This window comes from Mesorhizobium sp. CNPSo 4671, assembly GCF_057784245.1.
In genome coordinates, this window is record NZ_JBWLUW010000011.1 from 205,583 (window position 1) to 225,844 (window position 20,262).

A 20,262-nucleotide genomic window follows, 5' to 3' on the forward strand; every position below is an offset into this window, starting at 1 on the left:
GAGGCGTTTAATGCCTATGCTTGACTGGGATATAACAGCCAGCGTTTTGACCATGTTCCCATCGCGTTCCGGCTGACGCAAGCGGAAATGCCAGCTGTATGTGCAAGGGCAGAACCGGGGGTATTTTCTGGCGAAAAACCCGGGGATTTGCCGGCGCAAAAAAGGACGGCGGCCACAGGCCGCCGTCCTTGATGAGTCCGATGTTTGCCGGTTCAGGCGCGTCGCGTCAGGACAAAATTCTGGCCGGACGAACTGGTGCAGTTCAGCTGGCTGGTGGAGATCAGCAGGCAGTTGAAGCTGACCGGCGTCTGCCGGATCAGCGACGTCCCGTTGATCTCGACCGATGTGGCGCCGGTCATCGTGTAGCTGCCATCGGCCAGCTTCTGGCCGGTGTCGGTGGCGACGGTCGTGAACTTTCCACCGGTGAAGGTCGACAGGCCGGTGCCTTTGGCATCGATCCACGAGCCCTCGACGCCTTTCGGCGCGGCTGCCATCGGCGGCTGGTCAGGACCGCTGGTCGTGCAGGCAGCGAGCATCATGGCAAAGGAACCCGCCATGCCCATCGAAAGAACTTTGCGCGCAATAGTCATCTGAAATCCTCTCCAAACGCATCGGCCCAAAAATCGGTTTCGATTTTGGCAGGCACGAGGCGAACGTCCAAAGTGCTGGAGTGGCCGCGCGTCCCGCAAGACGCACGCTGCCCCAGGCCGCATCTCTTCAATCGCCCGATTTCCGGGCGATTGCAAGGCAATGGCGCATGGTGCGCAGGGTGCTATCGGACGAGGATGTTGCGGAATTGCCACGGATCGCTGCGGTCGAGGTCCTCCGGGAAGAGTCCTGGGCGCCTGTCGAGCGGCGTCCAGTCGGTGTAATGGCCTTCGACCGGTCCGAGATAGGGCGACTGCACTTCCAGGCAGCGCTTGTAGTCCATCTCGTCGGCCTCGACGATGCCGGCATCCGTGTTTTCCAGAGCCCAGACCATGCCGGCCAGAACCGCCGAGGTGACCTGCATGCCGGTGGCGTTCTGATAGGGCGCCAGCTTGCGCGCCTCGGCGAGCGAGAGATGCGAACCGTACCAGTAAGCATTCTTGTCGTGGCCGTAGAGCAGGACGCCGAGCTCGTCGACGCCGTCGACGAGTTCATTTTCGTCGAGCACGTGGTGCACCGGCTGAGGCTTGCCGGCAGCGCCGAACATCTCGTCCAGCGACAGCATCGCGTCGTTGCAGGGATGGTAGGCATAGTGGCAGGTCGGCCGGTACTGGACCTTGCCCTTCTTGGAGCGCACGGTGAAGAAATCGGCGATCGAGATCGCCTCATTATGCGTCACCAGCAGGCCGTATTGCGCGCCCGGTGTCGGACACCACGAGCGCACGCGCGTGTTGGCGCCGGGCTGTTCCAGATAGATCGCGGCCTTGGAGCCGTGCTTGTGCTTCTTGGCGTTCTTCGGCATCCACTTCTCATGCGTGCCCCAGCCGAGCTCGGCCGGCTGCAGCCCCTCGGAGATGAAGCCCTCGACCGACCAGGTGTTCCAGAACACATCCATCGGCTTCGGCTTCTTGGTGCGCTGGGTGTCGCGCTCGGCGATGTGGATGCCCTTGACGCCGGCCTTCTTCATCAGCTTCGCCCAACCCTCGCGGTCTTCCTGCGCGGGTTCCGAGAACTCAAGGCCAAGATCGGTGGCGAGGTTGACCAGCGCCTGCTTGACGAACCATGAGACCATGCCGGGATTGGCGCCGCAGGTGGAGACGGCGGTAGCGCCGCCAGGTTTGTCGTGCTTCTCCTTGATCATCGCCTCGCGCAGCGCATAGTTGGTGCGGCTGGCATTGTCGGCCTTGGCGTCGAAATAGAAGCCGAGCCACGGCTCGACGACGGTATCGATATAGAGCACGCCGAGCTTGCGGCACAGCCGCATCAGGTCGACCGAGCCTGTATCGACCGACAAATTGACGCAGAAGCCCTGGCCGCCGCCATTGGTCAGCAACGGCGTCAAAAGCTTCTTGTAGTTCTTCTCGGTCACCGCTTCCTGCACGAAGGCGATGCCGCGTTCGTCGAGCAGCTTGCGGTCGGTGTCGCGTGGGTCGAGGACCGTCATGCGCGACTTGTCGAACTTGAAATGGCGTTCGATGAGCGGCAGCGTTCCCCGTCCGATCGAGCCGAAGCCGATCATCACCACAGGGCCGGTGATCTCACCGTAAACGGGCCAGTTTTCATTCGCCATTTTATCGAGCACTCCTTCGGACATATGCAAAAGCCAGGCAAACACCTGCAAAACCAGAGGGCATTTCCGCCCACCGGCCATGCGCTACATCACAGATCATTGTCATAAACCAGCGAAAAGCGCCAACCCAGGGCTAGGCGTCCCTGGCCATGTGGTTAAGGACAGAGATCAGCCGGTCGCGGTCCGATGTCAGGCCCTTGTAGTCGAGCTGGTCGAGATCGAGCGCCTCGAGCTGAGCGGCAAAGGACCCAGCTAGCGCCGCCCGGTCGGGGTGCCGGGCCAGCACGGCGAGCGGGTCGAGATGGATGCGGATGGTGAACAGGATGTCGCGTGAGGACGGCAGCTTGCGCAGCGTCTGACGCTCGACGCGGATGAAGGCGTGCGCCTTGACGTCGCCGTCGGGGAAGCGCGACGGCCGGTTGGTGGCACGGTCGATGCGCTCGACATTGGACAGCGGATGGTAGAGCGCATTGTCGGCCTGGATCGACCAGTTGAAGCGCTCGACCGCCTGGCCCTGCAGGCCGTCGAACATGCGGTTGATCAATGCGGCCGGCCGCGTGCCCGGACCGAAGCCCGGTACAGGCTCGTGGATCTGCTGCAGCGGCTTGCCGAATTTTTCGAGAAGCGACCAGGACGAGGGAAAGCACAGCGATCCGGCGGCGAGCCGCCAGCCGCTGTCGTCGCGACGCATCAGGATCAGGTCTTCCTGGACCAGCAGCGAGGCCGTGACCAGCGGCGCGTCGGTGAGACCCGAAGGCAAAGCAGGGTGGTTCGCAGCGCCCACCACCTCGATGCCCGCATCGGTGCGGCGATGGGTGTCTGGAAATCGGTCCGGCAGATAGGCGCCGAGCAAGTCGAGCACTTCCCGCTGGGCGTCGCGCGTGCCGTCCTCCTCGACGAAAACCCGGTCGGGGATTTCGGCATAGAGCCGGCGCTTCTCGGCGAGATAAGGCAGAAGATGGCCGTCGACCTCGATCCAGCCTGCCGGCTCGAGCGGCTTCAGGCCGATGTTGAACAGCTTCGACGAGCCGTCATAGGGGGTGTGGGTCGGAAGGGCCTCGGCCAAGCTCATGCTTCCTTGAAAGCGTCGAGACCGGCAGCGGTCATCCTGGCCAGGAATTCGGTGACCTCGTACTCCGCTGCGCCCGCCTTGGCGAAGGGGTCGGCAGCCAGCCTGGCGTCGAGGGTCTCGCGCGGGCATTGCGCGATGATGATGCCGCCGGTCCGTGGCTTCTTCGGCCCGGAGGCGACGAAGACACCCTCCGCATAGCAGGCCTTCAGCCATTCGATGTGCGCCGCCTGCAGGCGGTCGATCTCGGTCAGCGGCACTTTGTAGTTCAGCGAAACGACGAACATGGCGTTCTCCTGGTCATACCAGCCTTGCGGGAATCAGGCCGCGCAGCGAATTGCCGACAAAGAGCGCCTTGGCCGACTTCAGATCGTCGTAGCTGTAGATCGCTTCTTGCGCCCGGCCTTCATCCAGAAGCTCGGCGCGCAATACGCCAGGCAGCAGGCCGCAATCGAGCCGGGGCGTTGCCAGCACGCCGTTGTCGAAATCGGCGAACACATTGGTGATGGTGCCTTCGCAGATTTCACCGCGCTCATTGGCCAGCAGCACCTCGTCGGCCTGGGTGACGAGATATTCGGAACGGGCATGCGTGTAGAGCTGGCGTCGGCTGGTCTTGTGGCGCAACAGCGTGTTGCCGGAATCGAGCCGTGTCCGCGCCAGGCGCAGCATCCAGACCTTGTCGGCGGCGAGCGGTTCGTAGGGCTGTGCCGAGGCCGTCGCGTCGCCGTTGCGCGCCAAGGCGAGCCGCGTGCGCATGTCGGTTCGGGCGCCGTCGACCGCCTTGCCCAGCACGGCGCCCACTCTCTGCGGATCGCAGGCGAAGCCGAGTTCCGCCGCCGAGCCATAGAGGCGCGCAAGGTGGCGATCGAAGCGCAGGAAGCCCGTCCCTGGCTGCCAGCGCATGGTCTCGATCAGTTCGAAATCGGCGGTGTCCCCGTCGCGAAGCGGGCTTTGAGCAGACACTCCTGATACTCCTCCTCAGGCGTCGAATCGAAGACGATGCCGCCGCCGACATTGTAGACGGCCTCGCCACTGGCAAAGAGCGAGATGGTGCGGATCGCCACGGAAAAGCGCATCGTGCCGCCGGGTGCGATCCAGCCAATGGCGCCGCAATAGACGTCGCGCGGCGTGCCCTCCAGATCGTGCAGGATCTCCATGGCTCGGATTTTTGGCGCGCCAGTGATCGAGCCGCAGGGAAACAATGCCGCGAAGACCTGGCGGATCGAGAGCCCCGGCAGCAGCTTCGCCCTGACGTCGCTCACCATCTGGTGGACGGTCGGGTAGCTCTCGATGCGGAACAGTTCCGGCACTTCCAGTGTGCCGACCTCGCTGATCAGCGAGATATCGTTGCGCAAGAGGTCGACGATCATCCGGTTCTCGGCCTGGTTCTTTTCGTCATTGCGCAGGAAAGTCTTCTGCCGCTCGTCCTCGGCCCTGGTCGCGCCGCGCGGCGCGGTCCCCTTCATCGGATGCGTCTCGATCATCCCCGCGGCGTCGATCTCGAAGAACAGTTCGGGCGAGCGCGACAGCACGATCGGGTCACCCAGCGCCACCAGCGCGCCATACTTCACCGGCTGGCGCTCGGTCAGCGCGTCGAAGGCGGCCAGCGGATCGCCGGACCATTGCGCCCGCACCGGAAAGGTCAGATTGCCCTGGTAGCAGTCGCCCTGCCTGATGTGCTGGTGCAGTCGCGAGAAGCGTTTCTCATAGTCATCGAAAGACCACGTCGCCCGTGCGTCGAAGATCGGGCCGTTCGGGGTTGCCGCATTGCGCGGCGGTAGCGCTTCTTCGGCCGGAGCATCGAAGACACCAAGGCAGACCAGCGGCGCGCGACGTCCCTTCGGCAGCAAGGGAACGAGTTTCGGTTCGAGCAGGTAGCCGGCCTCATAGGAGAAATAGCCGGCAAGCCACTTGCCGGCGTCGTGAGCGGCCTGCGCTGCCTCCAGTGCCGGCCGGAAATCCCGGGCCTCATGCGCCACGATGATGTCGGCCGGCCGGTCGAACACGAGCTGGCGCGCGCTTTCGTCGTTGCGGAAAATGGCGGCGGGCAGGGACATGGGGACCGGGATCGATGAAGCCGTCGATCGCTCTATATGGGGGGCCGCTCGCGCGCAATCGAGGGAACGGCACCTTGCCCCTCAAAGCCGACCTTTGGGCCGACCTTTTTGGCAGACCTGGAAGCCGACCTTGCCGGCAAAACAAACCGGCGGCACTATCGCGCCGCCGGTCGTAATTTGTCCCGCCTCCGCCGCTCAGGTGTTGCTGGCGGTTCCGGCTGTCGGAAACTGCTTGGCGAATTCCTTCTCGTCACCGGCGGCGAGCAGCTTGGCCTGGTCGATCCAGCGTTCGCGCGCGATGCGGCCGTCGAAGTTCATCACGTCCTCGATCCGCTTGATGTCGGCGGCCGTCCAGGCCGCGATCTGGGCGAAACTGGTGACGCCTTGCGCCTTGAGCAGTTTCTCGTTGACCGGGCCGATGCCGATCAGCCGGCGAAGATTATCAGGCTTGGCTGCCGCTGGCTTGGCTGCCGCCGGCGCGGCCTTCTTGGCGGCTGCCGGCTTGGGCGCGGCCGCGCTTTTGGCTGCCGAGGCGGTGGAGGCTGCAGGTTTGCTCGCGGCCGGTTTGGCTGGAGCTGCTGTCTTTGCCGCGGCCGGTTTGGCCGCTGCGGGTTTGGCGGCGGGGGCTTTCGCCGGCGCGGCCTTCGCGGCGGGTTTGGCAGGCGCAGCCTTGGCCGCCGCCGGTGCGGATTTGGCCGCGGCCGGCGTCGACACCAGGGCTGCCGCCGGTTGGCTTGACGCCTTTGCGCCGCCCCCCGTGGATGCCTGAGCATCGCGCAACTGGCGTTCGAGGTCGGCGCGGGTCTTGCCGCATGCATTGAGTTCGCCGGTCAGCCGGTCGCTGTCGGCACGCAGCCTGTCGCGCTCGCTGCGGGTGCGGTCGAGGTCACCGCGCAGACTGTCGAGCTCACCGCGCAGGCGACCCCAGATGAACCAGCCCACCAACACGCCTACCAGGAACGCCAGGACCACGTAGAAAAAAGTGCCCATTGTCTCTCTCCAGTCAGATCCGTCTGCCGTGGGTCATGACCTTCGGCGATGGACTACTCGATGATGGTTCCGCGGGTTCGCAGAACAGCCGGCTTCGGTTCGAGCAATTGGCGATCGGCTTTTCCAGCCTGTGGCCAACCGCCGTTGTCGCGTTCGCCTGAGCGTCACGGCCGGCTGAGATTTTCCCTCGCCGATCCGCATGCGCTCCGGCTGAGCTTGGAGCGAAGGCTATCATAGAGCTTGTGGAAAGCTATGGGAAAAACTTCTGCCCAGAGTTCTTCAAGAACAAATATTTAGCGCAAGAATAGTGCGATCCCAACATGCATTCCGGCTAAACTGTTCTGTCCATGCGAGAGGCCTCTCAGCTGTCGAGGGATTCCAGCTCGTCGATCAGGCCACTGATCACGCCGAGCCCGATCTGCCAGAAGGCGGGATCGGTGGCGTCGAGGCCGAAGGGCGCCAGAAGCTGCGAATGATGCTTGGTGCCGCCGGCGCGCAGCATCTCGAAATACTTGTCCTGGAAGCCGCGCTCGGCGTTCTGGTAGACGGCGTAGAGCGAGTTCACCAGGCAGTCGCCGAAAGCATAGGCGTAGACATAGAAGGGCGAGTGGATGAAGTGCGGGATGTAGGTCCAGAACACTTCGTAGCCCTCGCGCAATTTGATCGCGGGGCCGAGGCTTTCAGCCTGCACTTCCAGCCAAAACTGGCCGAGCCTGTCGGACGTCAGTTCGCCGTTGCGGCGCTCGGCATGCACCTTGCGCTCGAATTCGTAGAAGGCGATCTGGCGGACCACCGTGTTGATCATGTCCTCGACCTTCTGGGCGAGCATGGCCTTGCGCTCGCGCCGGTCGGTGGTCTGTTCGAGCAGCGAGCGGAAGGTCAGCATCTCGCCGAAGACCGAAGCGGTCTCGGCTAGCGTCAGCGGCGTCGAGGCCATCAGCGCGCCCTGGCCGGCGGCCAGCACCTGATGCACGCCGTGGCCGAGCTCATGCGCCAGCGTCATCACGTCGCGCGGCTTGCCCATGTAATTGAGCAGCACATAGGGGTGGGCCGACGGCACGGTCGGATGGGCAAAGGCGCCGGGCGACTTGCCCGGGCGCACCGGCGCGTCGATCCAGTTGCGGTCGAAGAAGGTGCGCGCGATCTCGGCCATCTCGGGCGAAAAGCGCTGGTAGGCGGACAGCACCGTGTTCCTGGCCTCATCCCAGCCGATCACCGCTTGCGGTGTCTCCGGCAACGGCGCGTTGCGGTCCCAGTGGTTCATCACGTCCATGCCGAGCCAGCGCGCCTTCATCGCGTAGTAGCGATGCGACAGGCGCGGATAGGCCGCGCGCACGGCGGTGGCGAGCGCATCGACGACGCCGCGCTCGACACGGTTGGCGAGATGGCGGGAATCGGCGATGTCTTCGAAGCCGCGCCAGCGGTCGGAAATTTCCTTGTCCTTGGCTAGCGTGTTGGTGATCAGCGTGAAGGTGCGCAGGCTCTTGCGGAAGGTCGCGGCCAGCGCCTCGGAGGCGCGGCGGCGCACCTCGCCATCGGCATCCTGCAGGCGGTTGAGGGCCGGCTCGAGCGTCAATTCCTCGCCATCGACGTCGAAGCGAAGGTCGGTCATCGTCTCGTCGAACAGGCGGTTCCAGGCGCCGCGTCCGGTGATCGACTTCTCGTGGAAAAGCTGCTCGACGCGGTCCTCGAGCTGGTAGGGCTTGTCCATTCTGAGGTCGAGCACCCAGGGCCGGTAGTGGCCGAAAGCGGAATCGGCGGCCAGCGCGCTTTCGATCGCGGCGTCCTCGATCAGGTTCAGTTCGAGCGCGAAGAACAGAAGGTGCGCGCTGGCGTCGGTCATCTTCTCCTGGATGTCGCCATAGAGCTTGGCGCGTTGCGGATCGGCGGTGTTGCCGGCGTAGACCAGGCCGGCATAGGAGACGATGCGGCCGATCAGTTCCTCCAGCGCCTCGTAGGCGACCAGCGCCTCGCCAAGCCTGCCGGTGCTGCCGCGCCCGGCCTCGGCGGCGAGCGTGCCCTTCCAGCGGGTCTCGAAAGCGATCGCGTCGGCGGCGGCCTTGGCGATGTCACGCTTCAGTTCCGGGGCTTCCATGCCGGCATAGAGGTCGGCAAGGTTCCATTCCGGCAGATCGCCAAGCTCGGCCGCGCCCTGACCGGACGCTGGTGCCGCAAGCCGCCGACCAAACATCATGCGCATCGACAATACCTTTTTTGCATCAAGGAGAGAGAATTCAAGGGGGAACAGAGAAGCCGGTCAAATCCTAAGCAATTCGTTCACCGGGTTTTTTGAAACCTTATTTAGAACCCTGTGCCAAGATGATCCATGGGGATTTCGAGCGGGCGATTCAGAAAGTCATGACAGGTTCCATACTCATAGTCGATGACGATCCCGTGCAGCGCCGGCTGCTCGAGGCGGCGGTGACACGCTTCGGCCACACGGCAATCGTCGTCGACGGTGGTGCCGCCGGCCTCGACGTGCTCGACGGGCCTGGCGCCCGCGACGTCTGCGTGGTCATCCTCGACCTGGTGATGCCTGGTGTCGACGGTATCGGCGTGCTGAAGGCGATGCGTGAACGCGACATCACCGTTCCGGTTATCGTTCAGACCGCCCAGGGTGGCATCGAAACCGTCGTTTCGGCGATGCGCCTCGGCGCCTTCGATTTCGTCGTCAAGCCGGCTTCGCCCGACAGGCTGCAGGCGTCGATCGCCAACGCGCTCAAGGTCGAGGCGGTCGAGGGCGAGGTCAAGCGCACGTCGCGCAAGCGCGGCGGCCTTTTGACCTTCAAGGATATGATCACCCACAGTCCGGCCATGGACAGGGTGATCCGCCTTGGCCAGAAGGCGGCGGCCTCCAACATCCCGATCCTGATCGAAGGCGAATCCGGCGTCGGCAAGGAACTGGTGGCGCGCGCTATTCAGGGCACCGGCGATCGCCGCTCGAAACCGTTCGTCACCGTCAATTGCGGCGCCATTCCCGACAATCTGGTCGAATCGATCCTGTTCGGCCACGAGAAGGGCTCGTTCACCGGCGCCACCGACAAGCACACCGGCAAGTTCGTCGAAGCGCATTCGGGCACGCTATTCCTCGACGAGATCGGCGACCTGCCGCTCGACGTACAGGTCAAGCTGTTGCGCGCCGTGCAGGATGGCGAGGTCGATCCGGTCGGTGGCCGTGCCACCGTCAGGGTCGACATCAGGCTGATCTCGGCGACGCACCGCAACCTCTTGCAGCAGGTCAAGGACGGCAAGTTCCGCGAGGACCTGTTCTACCGGCTCAACGTCTATCCGATCTTCGTGCCGCCGCTGCGCGACCGCCGCGACGACATTCCGCATCTGGTCACGCACTTCATGGAAAAGGTGGCGCCCGCCGACCCGCGCCACCGCCTGCAAGGCATTTCGGCGGCAGCCCTTGCCGTGCTGCAGGCCTATGACTGGCCCGGCAACATCAGGCAGCTCGAAAACGCTGTCTTCCGCGCCTCGGTGCTGTGTGACGGCGACGTGCTCGATGTCGATGATTTCCCGCAGATCCGGGCGCAGGTGGAAGGCACCGTCAATCTCGAAACGGACGACACGGCACCGCACTTTTCATCGCCTCCAGGACCGCGCGATGAGGAGGTTCCGGCCGGCGATTCCACCTCGACGGCCGAGCCGGATCGGCCGGCCGTGTTTCAGCCCAGATTCGGTACGCTGCGCGCGCTCGACGAACGCGGCAATGTGCGGGCGCTGGCCGATGTCGAACTCGAGATGATCAAGCTCGCCATCGACCATTACAACGGCCAGATGAGCGAAGTCGCGCGCCGCCTCGGCATCGGCCGTTCGACGCTTTACCGCAAGCTCAAGGAATACGGCATCGACCCCGAAACCGGTCGTGTCGATCGCCTCGCATCCTGAAGCGCGCCACGTCGAAACGGAACCATGCGACGCGTTCCAGGTCCTTGGCTCTCATGCATATCGTTCACCCAAAACCCGGCGTCTTTTGGGTGACATGCATTCGGCGCAAGGCCGGGACCAGCTTGCAATGGCAGAATTGGCCCTGTATCGGGGGTTTCGGGTGGATTATGGCAAGCCTGTGGACAGCTCTGTTCACGCATTAAGGCTAACGGTAACAGATCGTGTTCGGCTAAAGCCGGAATCCTGATCTAAACCAGCGGTTTACCAAGAAGTCTTGTGAACAATTTTTGACGGGATATCGCCATGGTGTTACCGCATTTCGGCTTCAATAAGCGATGATTAACCATTAGGATCGATATTCGGATGTGAAAACGACACATCCGTTTGGGCAAATCCGGGGACAAACGGCAGCCTGCAAGGCCTTTTGATTTGAACAGAATCGAACGACTCAGAAACGGGCGTCATGATCATTTGAGCGTCTGGCCGAGATGGCTGGCAGCGATGATTGTCGCTTTTGGTTTTGTTGCCGCGGCCGCCACCGGCGCCCAGGCCGAAGTTCGTTCGCTGAAGCTCTACCACCTACACACGCATGAGAAGGCGGAGATCGTCTACAAGCGCAATGGCCGCTACGATCCCGAGGGCCTTCGCAAGATCAACATCATCCTGCGCGACTGGCGCCGCAACGAGCCGACCAAGATGGATCCGCGCCTGCTGGACCTGGTCTGGGAGGCCTATCGCGAAAGCGGCTCCTCGGACTATATCCAGGTTGTCTGTGGCTACCGTTCGCCCGCGACCAACTCGATGCTGCGCAGCCGTAGCCGGGGTGTCGCCGAGAAGAGCCAGCACATGCTGGGCAAGGCGATGGATTTCTATATTCCCGGCGTGCCGCTGAAGAAGCTGCGCAACATCGGCCTCAAGATGCAGGGCGGTGGCGTCGGCTACTATCCGACTTCCGGTTCGCCTTTCGTCCATATGGATGTCGGCAATGTGCGCCACTGGCCCGGCATCAGCCGCCAGGAACTGGTCAGCCTGTTCCCCAATGGCAAGACGCTGCATGTGCCGAGCGACGGCCGGCCGCTGCCCGGCTATGAACAGGCGCTCGCCTCCTACAAGGCACGCAAGGGTTCGGGCACGCCCAATGTCGAGATGGCCAGTGTCGGCGGCGGTAAGAAGTCGGGTGGGTTCCTGTCTGCTCTATTCGGCGGCGGTTCCGACGAAGCCGACGACAGCGCCGATGTCGAGACCGCTTCGGCCGAGCCCGCCCCCAAGGCTCGAAACCTGAAGCCGGCCGCGACCGCCAAGAGCAGCAACCTGCCGGGCATCGCCATCGTGGCGCCGGAGAAGGCGCAGCGCGCCAACATTCCGCAGATTGCCGACGAGCAGGCTCCGGAGCCTGAAAAGGATACGCCGGAGACGATCATCGCAGCGCTGCCGGCCAAGGAGATTCCGCTCCCCGATTTCGCGCCGCGGCCGAAGGTCGATGTCGGCGCGCAGCCTGAGAATGTTCCGTTCGCCATGGCGGACGCGACGACGACCACCGAACAGGCCGTGGCGACCGCGCAGGCGCCGGCAAACATGCCTTTCAGCAAGGCTGACCCCGCAGCGCTCGCGGCGGCGGCCGCCGCCGATCCGGCGCAGGTTGCCGTCAACAACATCCCCTTGCCGACATGGCGTCCCGAACGCACGCTGCCGGCGGAACTCGCACCGACGCCGCCCAGCAAGGATGTGCTGATGGCGCTGGCGGATACGGCCGAACAGGGCAAGACCGCGACCGATGCGTTCTCGGTGCTGCCCTCGGCGCGGCCCGAGCCGGCCAAACCGGACGCCGTCAAGGCCGTGCTCGACGAGGCCAACGCCCAGGTTGGCGATGCCGTCGAATACAAGCAGGTCGGCAATGCCGACGAATACAAGGTTGCGTCGCTTGCCCGGGAACCGCGCTCGGCCTTCAACGACCCGTCAGGTGTCGATGCCGCATCGCCGCGCCAGGCCGTTGCCGCCCGTCCGGCCGGTTCCGATCCGGCCGCCGCGATCGGCGCCGGCGTGAAGACGACCCGCAAGGAAGCCAGGGCCACCGCCCGCGACCAGAAGCCCGGCCCAAGGGCCATGGTGGTGGCGGCGGCACCCCAGGCCGCCCGCTGGGCGCTGACCAGCGGCGATAATGTCGCCACCGTTTCGAGCGCGACGACGGCGCCGGGCTACGCCTACAATATCGTGCATACGCCGCCGAGCGAGGTGTATACGGCCGGCTTCCAGACCGACACCCAGGCGCCAGACCCCAGCCGCTTCACCGGCAACGCCGTCAAGTTCCTGTCGGTCGCCCGCTTCCAGACGAAGTAACCGGCTGGCCAGATAAAGCAGAAGCCGCGCAGGGCAACCGGCGCGGCTTTTTGCTTTTCAGGGGTGCGGCAGATGTGATGCCCCGATCCTGCGGATCACACACGGCTGAACTTCTCGTGAGGCCGGAACGGCTCCCTCATTTCCGGGTTAGGGTGCGTACGTTCCAACCTGGGGAAATTCATGAAGAAGATTCTACTGGCGTCAGTTCTGGCATTGGTTGCAGCATCGGCCGCGATCGCTCCATCGCAAGCCGAAACCGTGATCATCAAGAATGGCCGGCATCACTGCAGGACCAAGCCGGTCACGCATTGGGTTCACCATCACCGGGTGGTCGAGAAGGTCAAGGTCTGCCGCTGACACGATCCGGAACTGACAGGATCCGGAAATTGGCCCGGTCGGCGAGAGTCGGCCGGGCTTTTTATGTGCCAGCTGACGCCGCGCTACGTCTGGTTCCGAGCTTCAGTCGATTTCCAGCGTGGCTGCTTCGCCCCTGGCCAGGAGCCGTGCGGCGTCACGCGCCGGCGGCAATCCGAAATGACGCGCATATTCCCGGCTGAACTGGGATGCGCTTTCATAGCCGACGGCAAAGGCGACACGCGTGGCGCTGCCCGGCTCCGCGATCAGCAGATGACGCGCCTCCAGCAGCCGGACCTGCTTCTGATACTGGATCGGGCTCATGGCGGTCGCCGCCTTGAAATGGCGGTAAAACGAAGCGTTGCTCATATGCGCGAGCGCGGCCAACTCCGTCACATCGATAGGCTCGTTGTAGTGCGATCGTATCCAGGCGATGGCGCGGCGGATCTGTGACAAGCGGCCGTCAGCGTGCGCAAGCTGGCGCAGCTTCGCGCCTTGCGGGCCCTGCAACAGGCGGAATGCGATCTCGCGTTCGAGCATCGGCGCGAGCACGGGGATCTCGGCTGGCCGGTCGAGCAGCCGCAGCATGCGGCGCCATGGATCGAGCAGATCGTCATCGACCCGATTGGTCACGAAGCTGTCGCCGTCGACCGCCGGCTTGTGATCGATGATCAGGCCGGCGATCAGGCCGACATCGAGGGCGAAGGCGATGGCCGTGTAAGGACGGGCGCTGCTCGCCTCGATGAGCTGGCTGGTGGCGGGCGTCTCCACCGCATAGACGAAATAGCTGCCGGCGCCGTACCGAAGCGTGCGGTCGCCGATCAGCACCGTTTTGGCCCCCTGCAGCACGAACAGCGCCGTCGGCTGACAAAGCTCGGGCAGCGGCGGGCTCGGAACCTCGCTGCGGCCGATGGTGACACGCGGGATGGCCGTTTTGGTGCGCCGCCCATGCGCATGGCGCTCGGCGATGGCGATCAATTCTTGCAAGGCTTCTTCCATGTCTTCAGCATTGCCGATCCATGCACCCCGCGCAACCGGTTGAGAGGATTAGGCAAGAGGACGCGAGTATCCGGCGCGCGAAATTGGCCGACGCACGTCATTTCTAGGTCACCAAGAAGGAGATCATGGACATGACGACGAAAGCGAATGCGCTGGTCACCGGCGCCAACAAGGGCATCGGCCTCGAAACCGCTCGACGGCTGGGGACAAAAGGCTTCAAGGTCTGGCTCGGCGCCCGCGATGCCGAGCGCGGGGAGGCCGCGGCCAAGGCGTTGCGAGACGAAGGGCTCAACGTCGAATGGCTCGCGCTTGACGTCGCCAGCGACGACAGCGTGGCGGCCGCGACCAAAACCCTCACGACGCGGGTATCTAGCCTCGACGCACTGGTCAACAATGCCGGCATCGCGCCTGGCTATGTCGACGCGCTCGGGCCGGACGGCCGCTACGAACGGCCGCCGAGCCGCGAGAATGTCACCAATATGAAGGCCACCTATGAGGTCAACGTCTTCGGCCCGGTTCGCGTCACCCAGGCATTCCTGCCGCTGCTGCTGGCATCGCCGGCCGCCCGCATCGTCATGGTCAGCAGCTACCTCGGCTCGATCGCGCGTGCCGCCGGCAACAGCCAGTCGCCCAATGTCATGGGTTATGGAAGCTCGAAGACAGCGCTCAATGCGATCACCGTGGCCTTCGCCCGGGAGCTTGCGCCGCGCGGCATTATGGTCAACGCCGCCGCTCCCGGCTACACCGCGACGGATCTCAATGCGCACAGAGGCGGCCGTACGGTGCAGCAGGCCGCCGGGATCATCGTGCAGCTGGCGACGCTCAAGGCCGGCGGCCCCACCGGCGGCTATTTCGATGAAAACGGTCCGTTGCCCTGGTGAGCGAACGACGGATTATTTCCGGAGCTGGCTGGCAGCGCGGGCGAGTGCTTCGATCTCGTCCCACTTGCCGGCCTTGACCATGTCGTCGGGCGCAACCCAGGAGCCGCCGACGCAGATGACGTTGGGCAGGTTGAGGTAGTCGGCGGCGTTCTTGCCGGTGATGCCGCCGGTCGGGCAGAATTTGACGTCGGCCAGCGGCGAGGCGAAGGCCTTCAGCGAGGCGATGCCGCCGGACTGCTCGGCCGGGAAGAATTTCAGGAAGCGCAGGCCCGCCTCGCGCGCGGCCATGATCTCGCCGGGGGTGATGGCGCCGGGCAGCAGCGGAACCTCGCTGTCGGCGGCGGCCGCCAACAGCTCGCGCGTGATGCCGGGGCTGACGATGAAGCGCGAGCCGGCGCTAGCTGCTTCATCGAACTGTTTGCTGTCCAGAATGGTGCCGGCGCCGACAATGGCTTCCTCGACCTCGGCCGCCACGCGACGGATCGCTTCCAACGCATCGGCGGTTCGCAGCGTGATCTCGATCGCCGGCAGGCCGCCGCGTGCCAGGGCACGGGCCAGCGGCACCGCATTGGCGACATCGGTGATCTTCAGCACCGGGATGACCGGCTGGCCATTGAGGAGCGACAGGAGTTTTTCGGTCTTGCTGGGCATCTGTCTCTCCATACCAAGGGGGATTTCAACCGATTAGCAGACGGGTGTTTGCCTGTCCACGAAACCAGGCGTGTCGCGATGTCACGCGCCGTCGGACAGCTTACGGGCTCTTCCCCGACAGCGCCATGACAGGCCACAAACTCCGTTTCGCCTTGAATCGGCTTTTACGAGCGTCTAGTTGCTCTGACAATGACACCGTTCGCTCCATCCCAGCCTGTCCGCGTCGCCGCGCTCTACCGGTTTGCCCGACTCGATGCCTTTGACGAATTGCGCGCGCCGCTCGCGGCCTTCTGCTGCGGACGCGGCATCAAGGGCACGCTGCTTCTGGCGCATGAAGGCATCAACGGCACCGTCGCCGGCAGCGAAGCCGCGATCGCCGAGCTCATCGATTATATCGAGGCTATCGACGGGCTGGCCGGCCTAGAGGTCAAATACAGCAGTGCCGCGGATATGCCGTTCCACCGCATGAAGGTGCGGCTGAAGCGCGAGATCGTCACCATGGGCGTCGAGGACATCGATCCAGTAGCGAGCGCCGGCACCTATGTCGTGCCCGCGGATTGGAACGCCTTAATTTCCGAGCCCAACACGGTCGTCATCGACACGCGCAATGCCTATGAGGTCTCGATCGGCACCTTCAAGGGCGCGGTCGATCCGGCGACGGCGAGCTTTCGCGAATTCCCGGCCTGGGTGGAAGCGCACAAGGCGGAGCTCGAAGGCCGCAAGGTGGCGATGTTCTGCACCGGCGGCATTCGCTGCGAGAAGGCGACGGCTTACGTCAAGTCGCTCGGTTTCGAGGACGTGTTCCATCTCAAGGGCGGCATTCTCAAATATCTCGAAGAGGTTCCGGCCGAACAGAGCCTGTGGCAAGGTGAGTGCTTCGTGTTCGACGAGCGGGTTTCGGTGTCGCATGGCCTCGCTGAGGGTGATGCGCAACTCTGTCGTGCCTGCCGCCATCCGCTGACGGCAAGCGAACTGGCGTCGCCGAAATATGCCGCCGGCGTCTCTTGCCCGCATTGTTTCGATGCCCGCACCGACGAGGACCGCCAGCGCTACGCCGAGCGTCAGCGGCAGGTCGAGCTCGCGCAAGCGCGGGGCAAGGGGCCGCATATCGGCTCCTGATCGAAGGCTCTGAGCTCCCGCAAAGCGGCGGCCTGTCATTGCAATGTCAGGTTTCGGGACCTACGTCTTCGGCGTTCGAAACCTGCCCGTTCGGCCGGGCAAAAGCTGGAGGCACTGAATGTTCGATCCCAAGAAGCTTCTCGACGATCTGCTCGGCTCGCAAATTCCCGGCACCAGCGGCACCGTCCGCGACAAGGCTGGACAAGCGGTGCAGATGGCCAAGGACAATCCGCTGGCCGCCGGCGCGCTTGCGGCAGTGCTGCTTGGAACAGGTGCCGGCCGCGAAGTGACCGGTGCCGCGGTGAAGCTCGGCGGCCTGGCCGCGATCGGCGGCCTCGCCTACAAGGCCTACCAGAACTACAAGGCCGGCAATGCGCCGGAGCAGGCGCCCGCCGCCGGCGAACCGGAATTGCTGCCGCCGCCCAAGGAGACCGCCTTCCACCCGTCCCAGGCGCCGCAGGGCGAGGACGAGTTCACGCTGACCCTGGTGCGGGCGATGATCTCGGCGGCCAAGGCCGACGGTCATATCGATGACGAGGAACGCAAGAAGATCGCCGGCAAGCTCAGCGTGTCGGGGATCGATACCGATGCCGAGAAATTCCTGATGGCAGAGCTGGAAAGCCCGCTCGATCTCGACACGCTGGTTGCGGGGGCCAAGACAGACGCGCAGAAGCTCGAACTCTACACGGCCTCGCGCCTCACCATAGATCCCGACACGCGCGCCGAGCGTGGCTATCTCGACCTGCTGGCCGGCCGGCTTGGCCTGCCTGACGCGCTGGTCGACCATGTCGAGGCGACTGTTTCTGCGGCCAAGGTGCCTGTTGCCAAGGCAGGGACCTCGCCCAATCCGCGCTGGTAGCCAAAACGGCACAGCGAGCTTTTCCCGCGTTAACCTTTCGTTAACTCAGGAAGCGCATGATTCTACACAGTCGGATCGGCTTTTCCTCCTCCCAAGCCCGGTTCAGATCAGGGCGGTCGCCAATGACCGCCCTTTTTGTCGGCCATGCCGGGGCCCTATCCGAAAACCGGATTCCACTTTTTGGGGCGTGCCCTGGCGGCTAAGCTTGCCATAGCGGCCGTCATTTGCGATGCCTTCAGCCGAGCCAAATCCCTGAAAATCAGTCGGGCACGCGCGGCGCTGCCGGAGGATATCTGCCATGACCGAGCAAAGAACCGCCATCGTCACCGGCGCCGGCACGGGTATCGGCAAGAGCGTTGCCACGGCGCTGCTCAAGGCCGGCTGGAATACGGTGTTCTGCGGCCGCCGCAAATCGGTGCTGGACGCAGCGGTTGCCGAGGCCGGCCGGACCGAGGCCAAGGCATTGGCGGTCGCCTGCGACATCAGCAAGGCCGGTGAGGTCGACGATCTGTTTGAGACCGTGGCGGAAGCCTTTGGCCGCGTCGATCTGCTCTTCAACAATGCCGGCATGGGCTACAAGTCGACGCCGATCGACGAGATTCCGGTCGAGGTGTGGAACGATATTGTCGGCGTCAATCTCACCGGTTCGTTCCTGTGCGCCCGCGCTGCCTTCGGCGCCATGCGCAAGCAGCGGCCGATGGGCGGCCGCATCATCAACAATGGCTCGGTGTCGGCCTATGCGCCACGCCCGGGCTCGGTGCCCTATACGGCGACCAAGCATGCCATTACGGGCCTGACCAAGACGCTGGCGCTCGACGGCCGGCCCTATGACATCGCCTGCGGCCAGATCGACATCGGCAACGCACTAACCGACATGGCGCAGCCGATGACCGTCGGCGTGCCGCAGGCCAACGGCTCGATCGCCGCAGAAGCGGTGATGGATGTCCAGCACGTCGCCGATGCCGTCGTCCACATGGCCAGCCTGCCGCTCGACGCCAATGTGCTGTTCATGACCGTGATGGCGACCAAGATGCCGTTCGTGGGGCGCGGCTGAGGCAGAGCTGTCGCCGCCGGCTCATTTGCCGGCCAGCGGCACGCCGGGCTTGAACAGCACAATGGGCCTGATCTCGTAAACCGCGGTCGGATTGACGCGGCGAAGGTCGCGGGCGATGGCGATAGCCTCGTCCCGCGTGGCGCAGTCGACGACATAGAAGCCGAGCAACTGTTCCTTGGTCTCGGCGAAAGGACCGTCGATGATCACGCCATCGCCCGGGCCGCGCAAGGTGATGGCATCCTGCGTCGCCCCAAGACGCGCGGACGGTCCAAGCGTGCCGTCCTCATGAAGCCGGGTGTTGATCTTCAGGAGCTCAGCCATCAGTGCCGCATCTTCCTGCGGCGTCAGCGCCTTGATCGCATCTTCCACGTGATAGGCAAGAATTGCATAGAACATGTAAGGCACCCGCTTCGATCCTGATCCAGGGAAGCGTAGCCGTTCCCGACATGCACGCCCAGCCCTGGCCATGCGTCTCCGGACGGCTCATGACATCATCATTGCCGCCAGCCGCAATCTTCCGGAAAGAGGTCACCGGCCCGTTTTGAAACTCACTTGGCGAGGAACGCCCCGATCCGTTCCAGCGCGCGCAAGATGTTCTCCTCGGAGTTGGCGTAGGAGAGCCTGACATAGCCTTCGCCGAGAATGCCGAAATCAGGGCCGCCGATCAGCGCCACGCCGGCCTCGTCGAGCAGTGCCGAGGCGAGCTTCTTTGCCTTCCAGCCGGTCTTCGAGACATTGGGGAAGGCGTAGAACGCGCCCTTGGGGGTGATGCAGGAAATATTGGGCAGGGCGTTCAGACCCTCGACCACGACCTTCCTGCGGCGGTCGAAGGCGCGCATCATGGTGTCGACGTCGTCCTGCGGACCGTCGATGGCCGCGATACCGGCGAACTGGCTCGGCGCGTTGACGCAGGACCAGCAATTGACCGCCAGCTTGCGTACCTTGTCGTAGAGATGGGCGCCCTTGTCGCCGTTCGGCCAGATCGACCAGCCCATGCGCCAGCCGGTCATCGCCCAGGTCTTGGACCAGCCATTGAGCACGATCAGCCGGTCGCGGATCTCGGGATAGCCGAGCAGCGAGCAATGCGTCTCGCCGTCATAGGTCATGACGTCGTAGATCTCGTCGGAGAGGATCGCGACATCAGGGTGCTTCTCCAGCCCCTTGACCAGCTTTTCGATCTCGGCGCGCGGCGTCACACCGCCGGTCGGATTGGCCGGCGAGTTGAGGATCAAGAGCCTGGTCTTGGAGGTGATCAGCGCCAGCGTCTCCTCGGCCGAGAAGGCAAAGCCGTTCTCCTCGCGCATCGGCACCGGAATGGGGGCAGCACCGGTGAACTCGATCATGGAACGATAGATGGGAAAGCCGGGATCGGGATAGAGGATCTCGGCGCCGGGTTCGCCGAACATCAGGATCGCCGCAAACATGGTCGGCTTGCCGCCGGGCAGGATCATCACTGTCTCAGGCGACACTTCGACGCCGGTTGTGGTCAGCGTGCGCCGCACCACCGCCTCGCGCGTTGCCAGCAGCCCGTTGGCCGGCGTGTAGCCATGGTGGCCGTCACGCAGCGCCTTGATCGCGGCTTCGACGATGTGCTGCGGTGTCTTGAAGTCGGGTTGGCCGATGCCGAGATTGACGATGTCGCTGCCCTGTTGGGCGAGCGCCGTCGCCCGCGCCAGCACCGCGAAGGCATTTTCCTCGCCGAGACGGTCGAAGGCCGAAATCGTGTGGAGCATTTTTCCCGTCCGTGTGGTTCTTACTGTGGGGTTGCGTTTTTGTGAGC

The 20,262-nt window shown here is 64.2% G+C and carries 19 protein-coding genes; 7 read left to right on the plus strand and 12 right to left on the minus strand.

All coding sequences use genetic code 11. The features are described from left to right. Positions 1-212: 212 nt before the first annotated feature. The 8 genes from omp10 to AC04SF_RS27580 form a co-directional block, all read right to left on the minus strand. Entirely contained in the window at positions 213-590 is a 378-nt protein-coding gene (omp10, locus tag AC04SF_RS27545; protein ID WP_202352790.1) for an outer membrane lipoprotein Omp10, read from the minus strand. 182 nt (positions 591-772) lie between these two features. After that, positions 773-2,218: a homospermidine synthase gene (locus AC04SF_RS27550; RefSeq protein WP_488480339.1), complete on the minus strand. Its 1,446-nt coding sequence runs from the start codon at positions 2,216-2,218 to the stop codon at positions 773-775. A 133-nt stretch (positions 2,219-2,351) separates the two neighbouring features. Next, a complete protein-coding gene (locus AC04SF_RS27555; protein ID WP_488480340.1) occupies positions 2,352-3,290 on the minus strand; it encodes a heme-dependent oxidative N-demethylase family protein in 939 nt (312 codons plus the stop codon). Then, on the minus strand, positions 3,287-3,574 hold the full coding sequence (locus AC04SF_RS27560; RefSeq protein WP_488480341.1) for a YciI family protein: 288 nt from the start codon (positions 3,572-3,574) through the stop codon (positions 3,287-3,289). The genes AC04SF_RS27555 and AC04SF_RS27560 overlap by 4 nt, the downstream gene beginning before the upstream one ends. Positions 3,575-3,587: 13 nt before the next feature. Further along, positions 3,588-4,250, minus strand: coding sequence for an aminotransferase class IV family protein (locus tag AC04SF_RS27565; protein WP_488480342.1), 663 nt, complete (start codon positions 4,248-4,250; stop codon positions 3,588-3,590). Beyond that, positions 4,199-5,356, minus strand: a complete 1,158-nt coding sequence (locus AC04SF_RS27570; protein WP_488480468.1) for an aminodeoxychorismate synthase component I — start codon at positions 5,354-5,356, stop codon at positions 4,199-4,201. Before AC04SF_RS27570 ends, AC04SF_RS27565 begins: the two co-directional genes overlap by 52 nt. Before the next feature lie 183 nt (positions 5,357-5,539). Continuing rightward, complete coding sequence (locus AC04SF_RS27575) at positions 5,540-6,334, minus strand: proton-conducting membrane transporter (protein ID WP_096449912.1); 795 nt, start codon at positions 6,332-6,334, stop codon at positions 5,540-5,542. Positions 6,335-6,695: 361 nt separating this feature from the next. Next, on the minus strand, positions 6,696-8,534 hold the full coding sequence (locus AC04SF_RS27580) for a M3 family oligoendopeptidase (protein WP_488480343.1): 1,839 nt from the start codon (positions 8,532-8,534) through the stop codon (positions 6,696-6,698). A 158-nt stretch (positions 8,535-8,692) separates the two neighbouring features. Here AC04SF_RS27580 and AC04SF_RS27585 point away from each other — a divergent pair, with 158 nt between their 5' ends. From AC04SF_RS27585 to AC04SF_RS27595, 3 genes are all read left to right on the plus strand, one after another. Further along, on the plus strand, positions 8,693-10,228 hold the full coding sequence (locus AC04SF_RS27585) for a sigma-54-dependent transcriptional regulator (RefSeq protein ID WP_488480344.1): 1,536 nt from the start codon (positions 8,693-8,695) through the stop codon (positions 10,226-10,228). Between the two features lie 501 nt (positions 10,229-10,729). After that, positions 10,730-12,565, plus strand: coding sequence for a peptidoglycan L,D-endopeptidase MepK (locus AC04SF_RS27590; protein WP_488480345.1), 1,836 nt, complete (start codon positions 10,730-10,732; stop codon positions 12,563-12,565). Between the two features lie 180 nt (positions 12,566-12,745). Continuing rightward, on the plus strand, positions 12,746-12,922 hold the full coding sequence (locus AC04SF_RS27595; RefSeq protein WP_488480346.1) for a hypothetical protein: 177 nt from the start codon (positions 12,746-12,748) through the stop codon (positions 12,920-12,922). A gap of 102 nt (positions 12,923-13,024) precedes the next feature. Here the strand turns inward: AC04SF_RS27595 and AC04SF_RS27600 are convergent, their stop codons facing one another. Further along, positions 13,025-13,918: an AraC family transcriptional regulator gene (locus tag AC04SF_RS27600; protein WP_488480347.1), complete on the minus strand. Its 894-nt coding sequence runs from the start codon at positions 13,916-13,918 to the stop codon at positions 13,025-13,027. Positions 13,919-14,049: 131 nt separating this feature from the next. On the opposite strand from AC04SF_RS27600, the gene AC04SF_RS27605 reads away from it, so the two are divergent. After that, a complete protein-coding gene (locus AC04SF_RS27605; protein WP_488480348.1) occupies positions 14,050-14,799 on the plus strand; it encodes an SDR family oxidoreductase in 750 nt (249 codons plus the stop codon). Between the two features lie 12 nt (positions 14,800-14,811). Here the strand turns inward: AC04SF_RS27605 and AC04SF_RS27610 are convergent, their stop codons facing one another. Continuing rightward, positions 14,812-15,450 (minus strand): 2-dehydro-3-deoxy-phosphogluconate aldolase, encoded by a 639-nt coding sequence (locus AC04SF_RS27610; protein ID WP_488480349.1) that lies wholly within the window; start codon positions 15,448-15,450, stop codon positions 14,812-14,814. 189 nt (positions 15,451-15,639) lie between these two features. On the opposite strand from AC04SF_RS27610, the gene trhO reads away from it, so the two are divergent. From trhO to AC04SF_RS27625, 3 genes are all read left to right on the plus strand, one after another. Continuing rightward, on the plus strand, positions 15,640-16,569 hold the full coding sequence (gene trhO, locus AC04SF_RS27615) for an oxygen-dependent tRNA uridine(34) hydroxylase TrhO (protein ID WP_488480350.1): 930 nt from the start codon (positions 15,640-15,642) through the stop codon (positions 16,567-16,569). Between the two features lie 118 nt (positions 16,570-16,687). Next, positions 16,688-17,428 carry a tellurite resistance TerB family protein gene (locus AC04SF_RS27620; protein WP_488480351.1) on the plus strand — a complete coding sequence of 247 codons (741 nt, stop codon included), beginning with the start codon at positions 16,688-16,690 and terminating at the stop codon, positions 17,426-17,428. A gap of 298 nt (positions 17,429-17,726) precedes the next feature. After that, a complete protein-coding gene (locus AC04SF_RS27625) occupies positions 17,727-18,482 on the plus strand; it encodes an SDR family oxidoreductase (RefSeq protein ID WP_096449898.1) in 756 nt (251 codons plus the stop codon). Between the two features lie 21 nt (positions 18,483-18,503). Here AC04SF_RS27625 and AC04SF_RS27630 read toward each other — a convergent pair whose 3' ends face one another. Together AC04SF_RS27630 and AC04SF_RS27635 are read right to left on the minus strand one after the other, a co-directional pair. After that, positions 18,504-18,878 carry a YciI family protein gene (locus tag AC04SF_RS27630; RefSeq protein WP_488480352.1) on the minus strand — a complete coding sequence of 125 codons (375 nt, stop codon included), beginning with the start codon at positions 18,876-18,878 and terminating at the stop codon, positions 18,504-18,506. A gap of 152 nt (positions 18,879-19,030) precedes the next feature. Continuing rightward, positions 19,031-20,215 (minus strand): pyridoxal phosphate-dependent aminotransferase, encoded by a 1,185-nt coding sequence (locus AC04SF_RS27635; protein WP_488480353.1) that lies wholly within the window; start codon positions 20,213-20,215, stop codon positions 19,031-19,033. Positions 20,216-20,262: the final 47 nt, after the last annotated feature.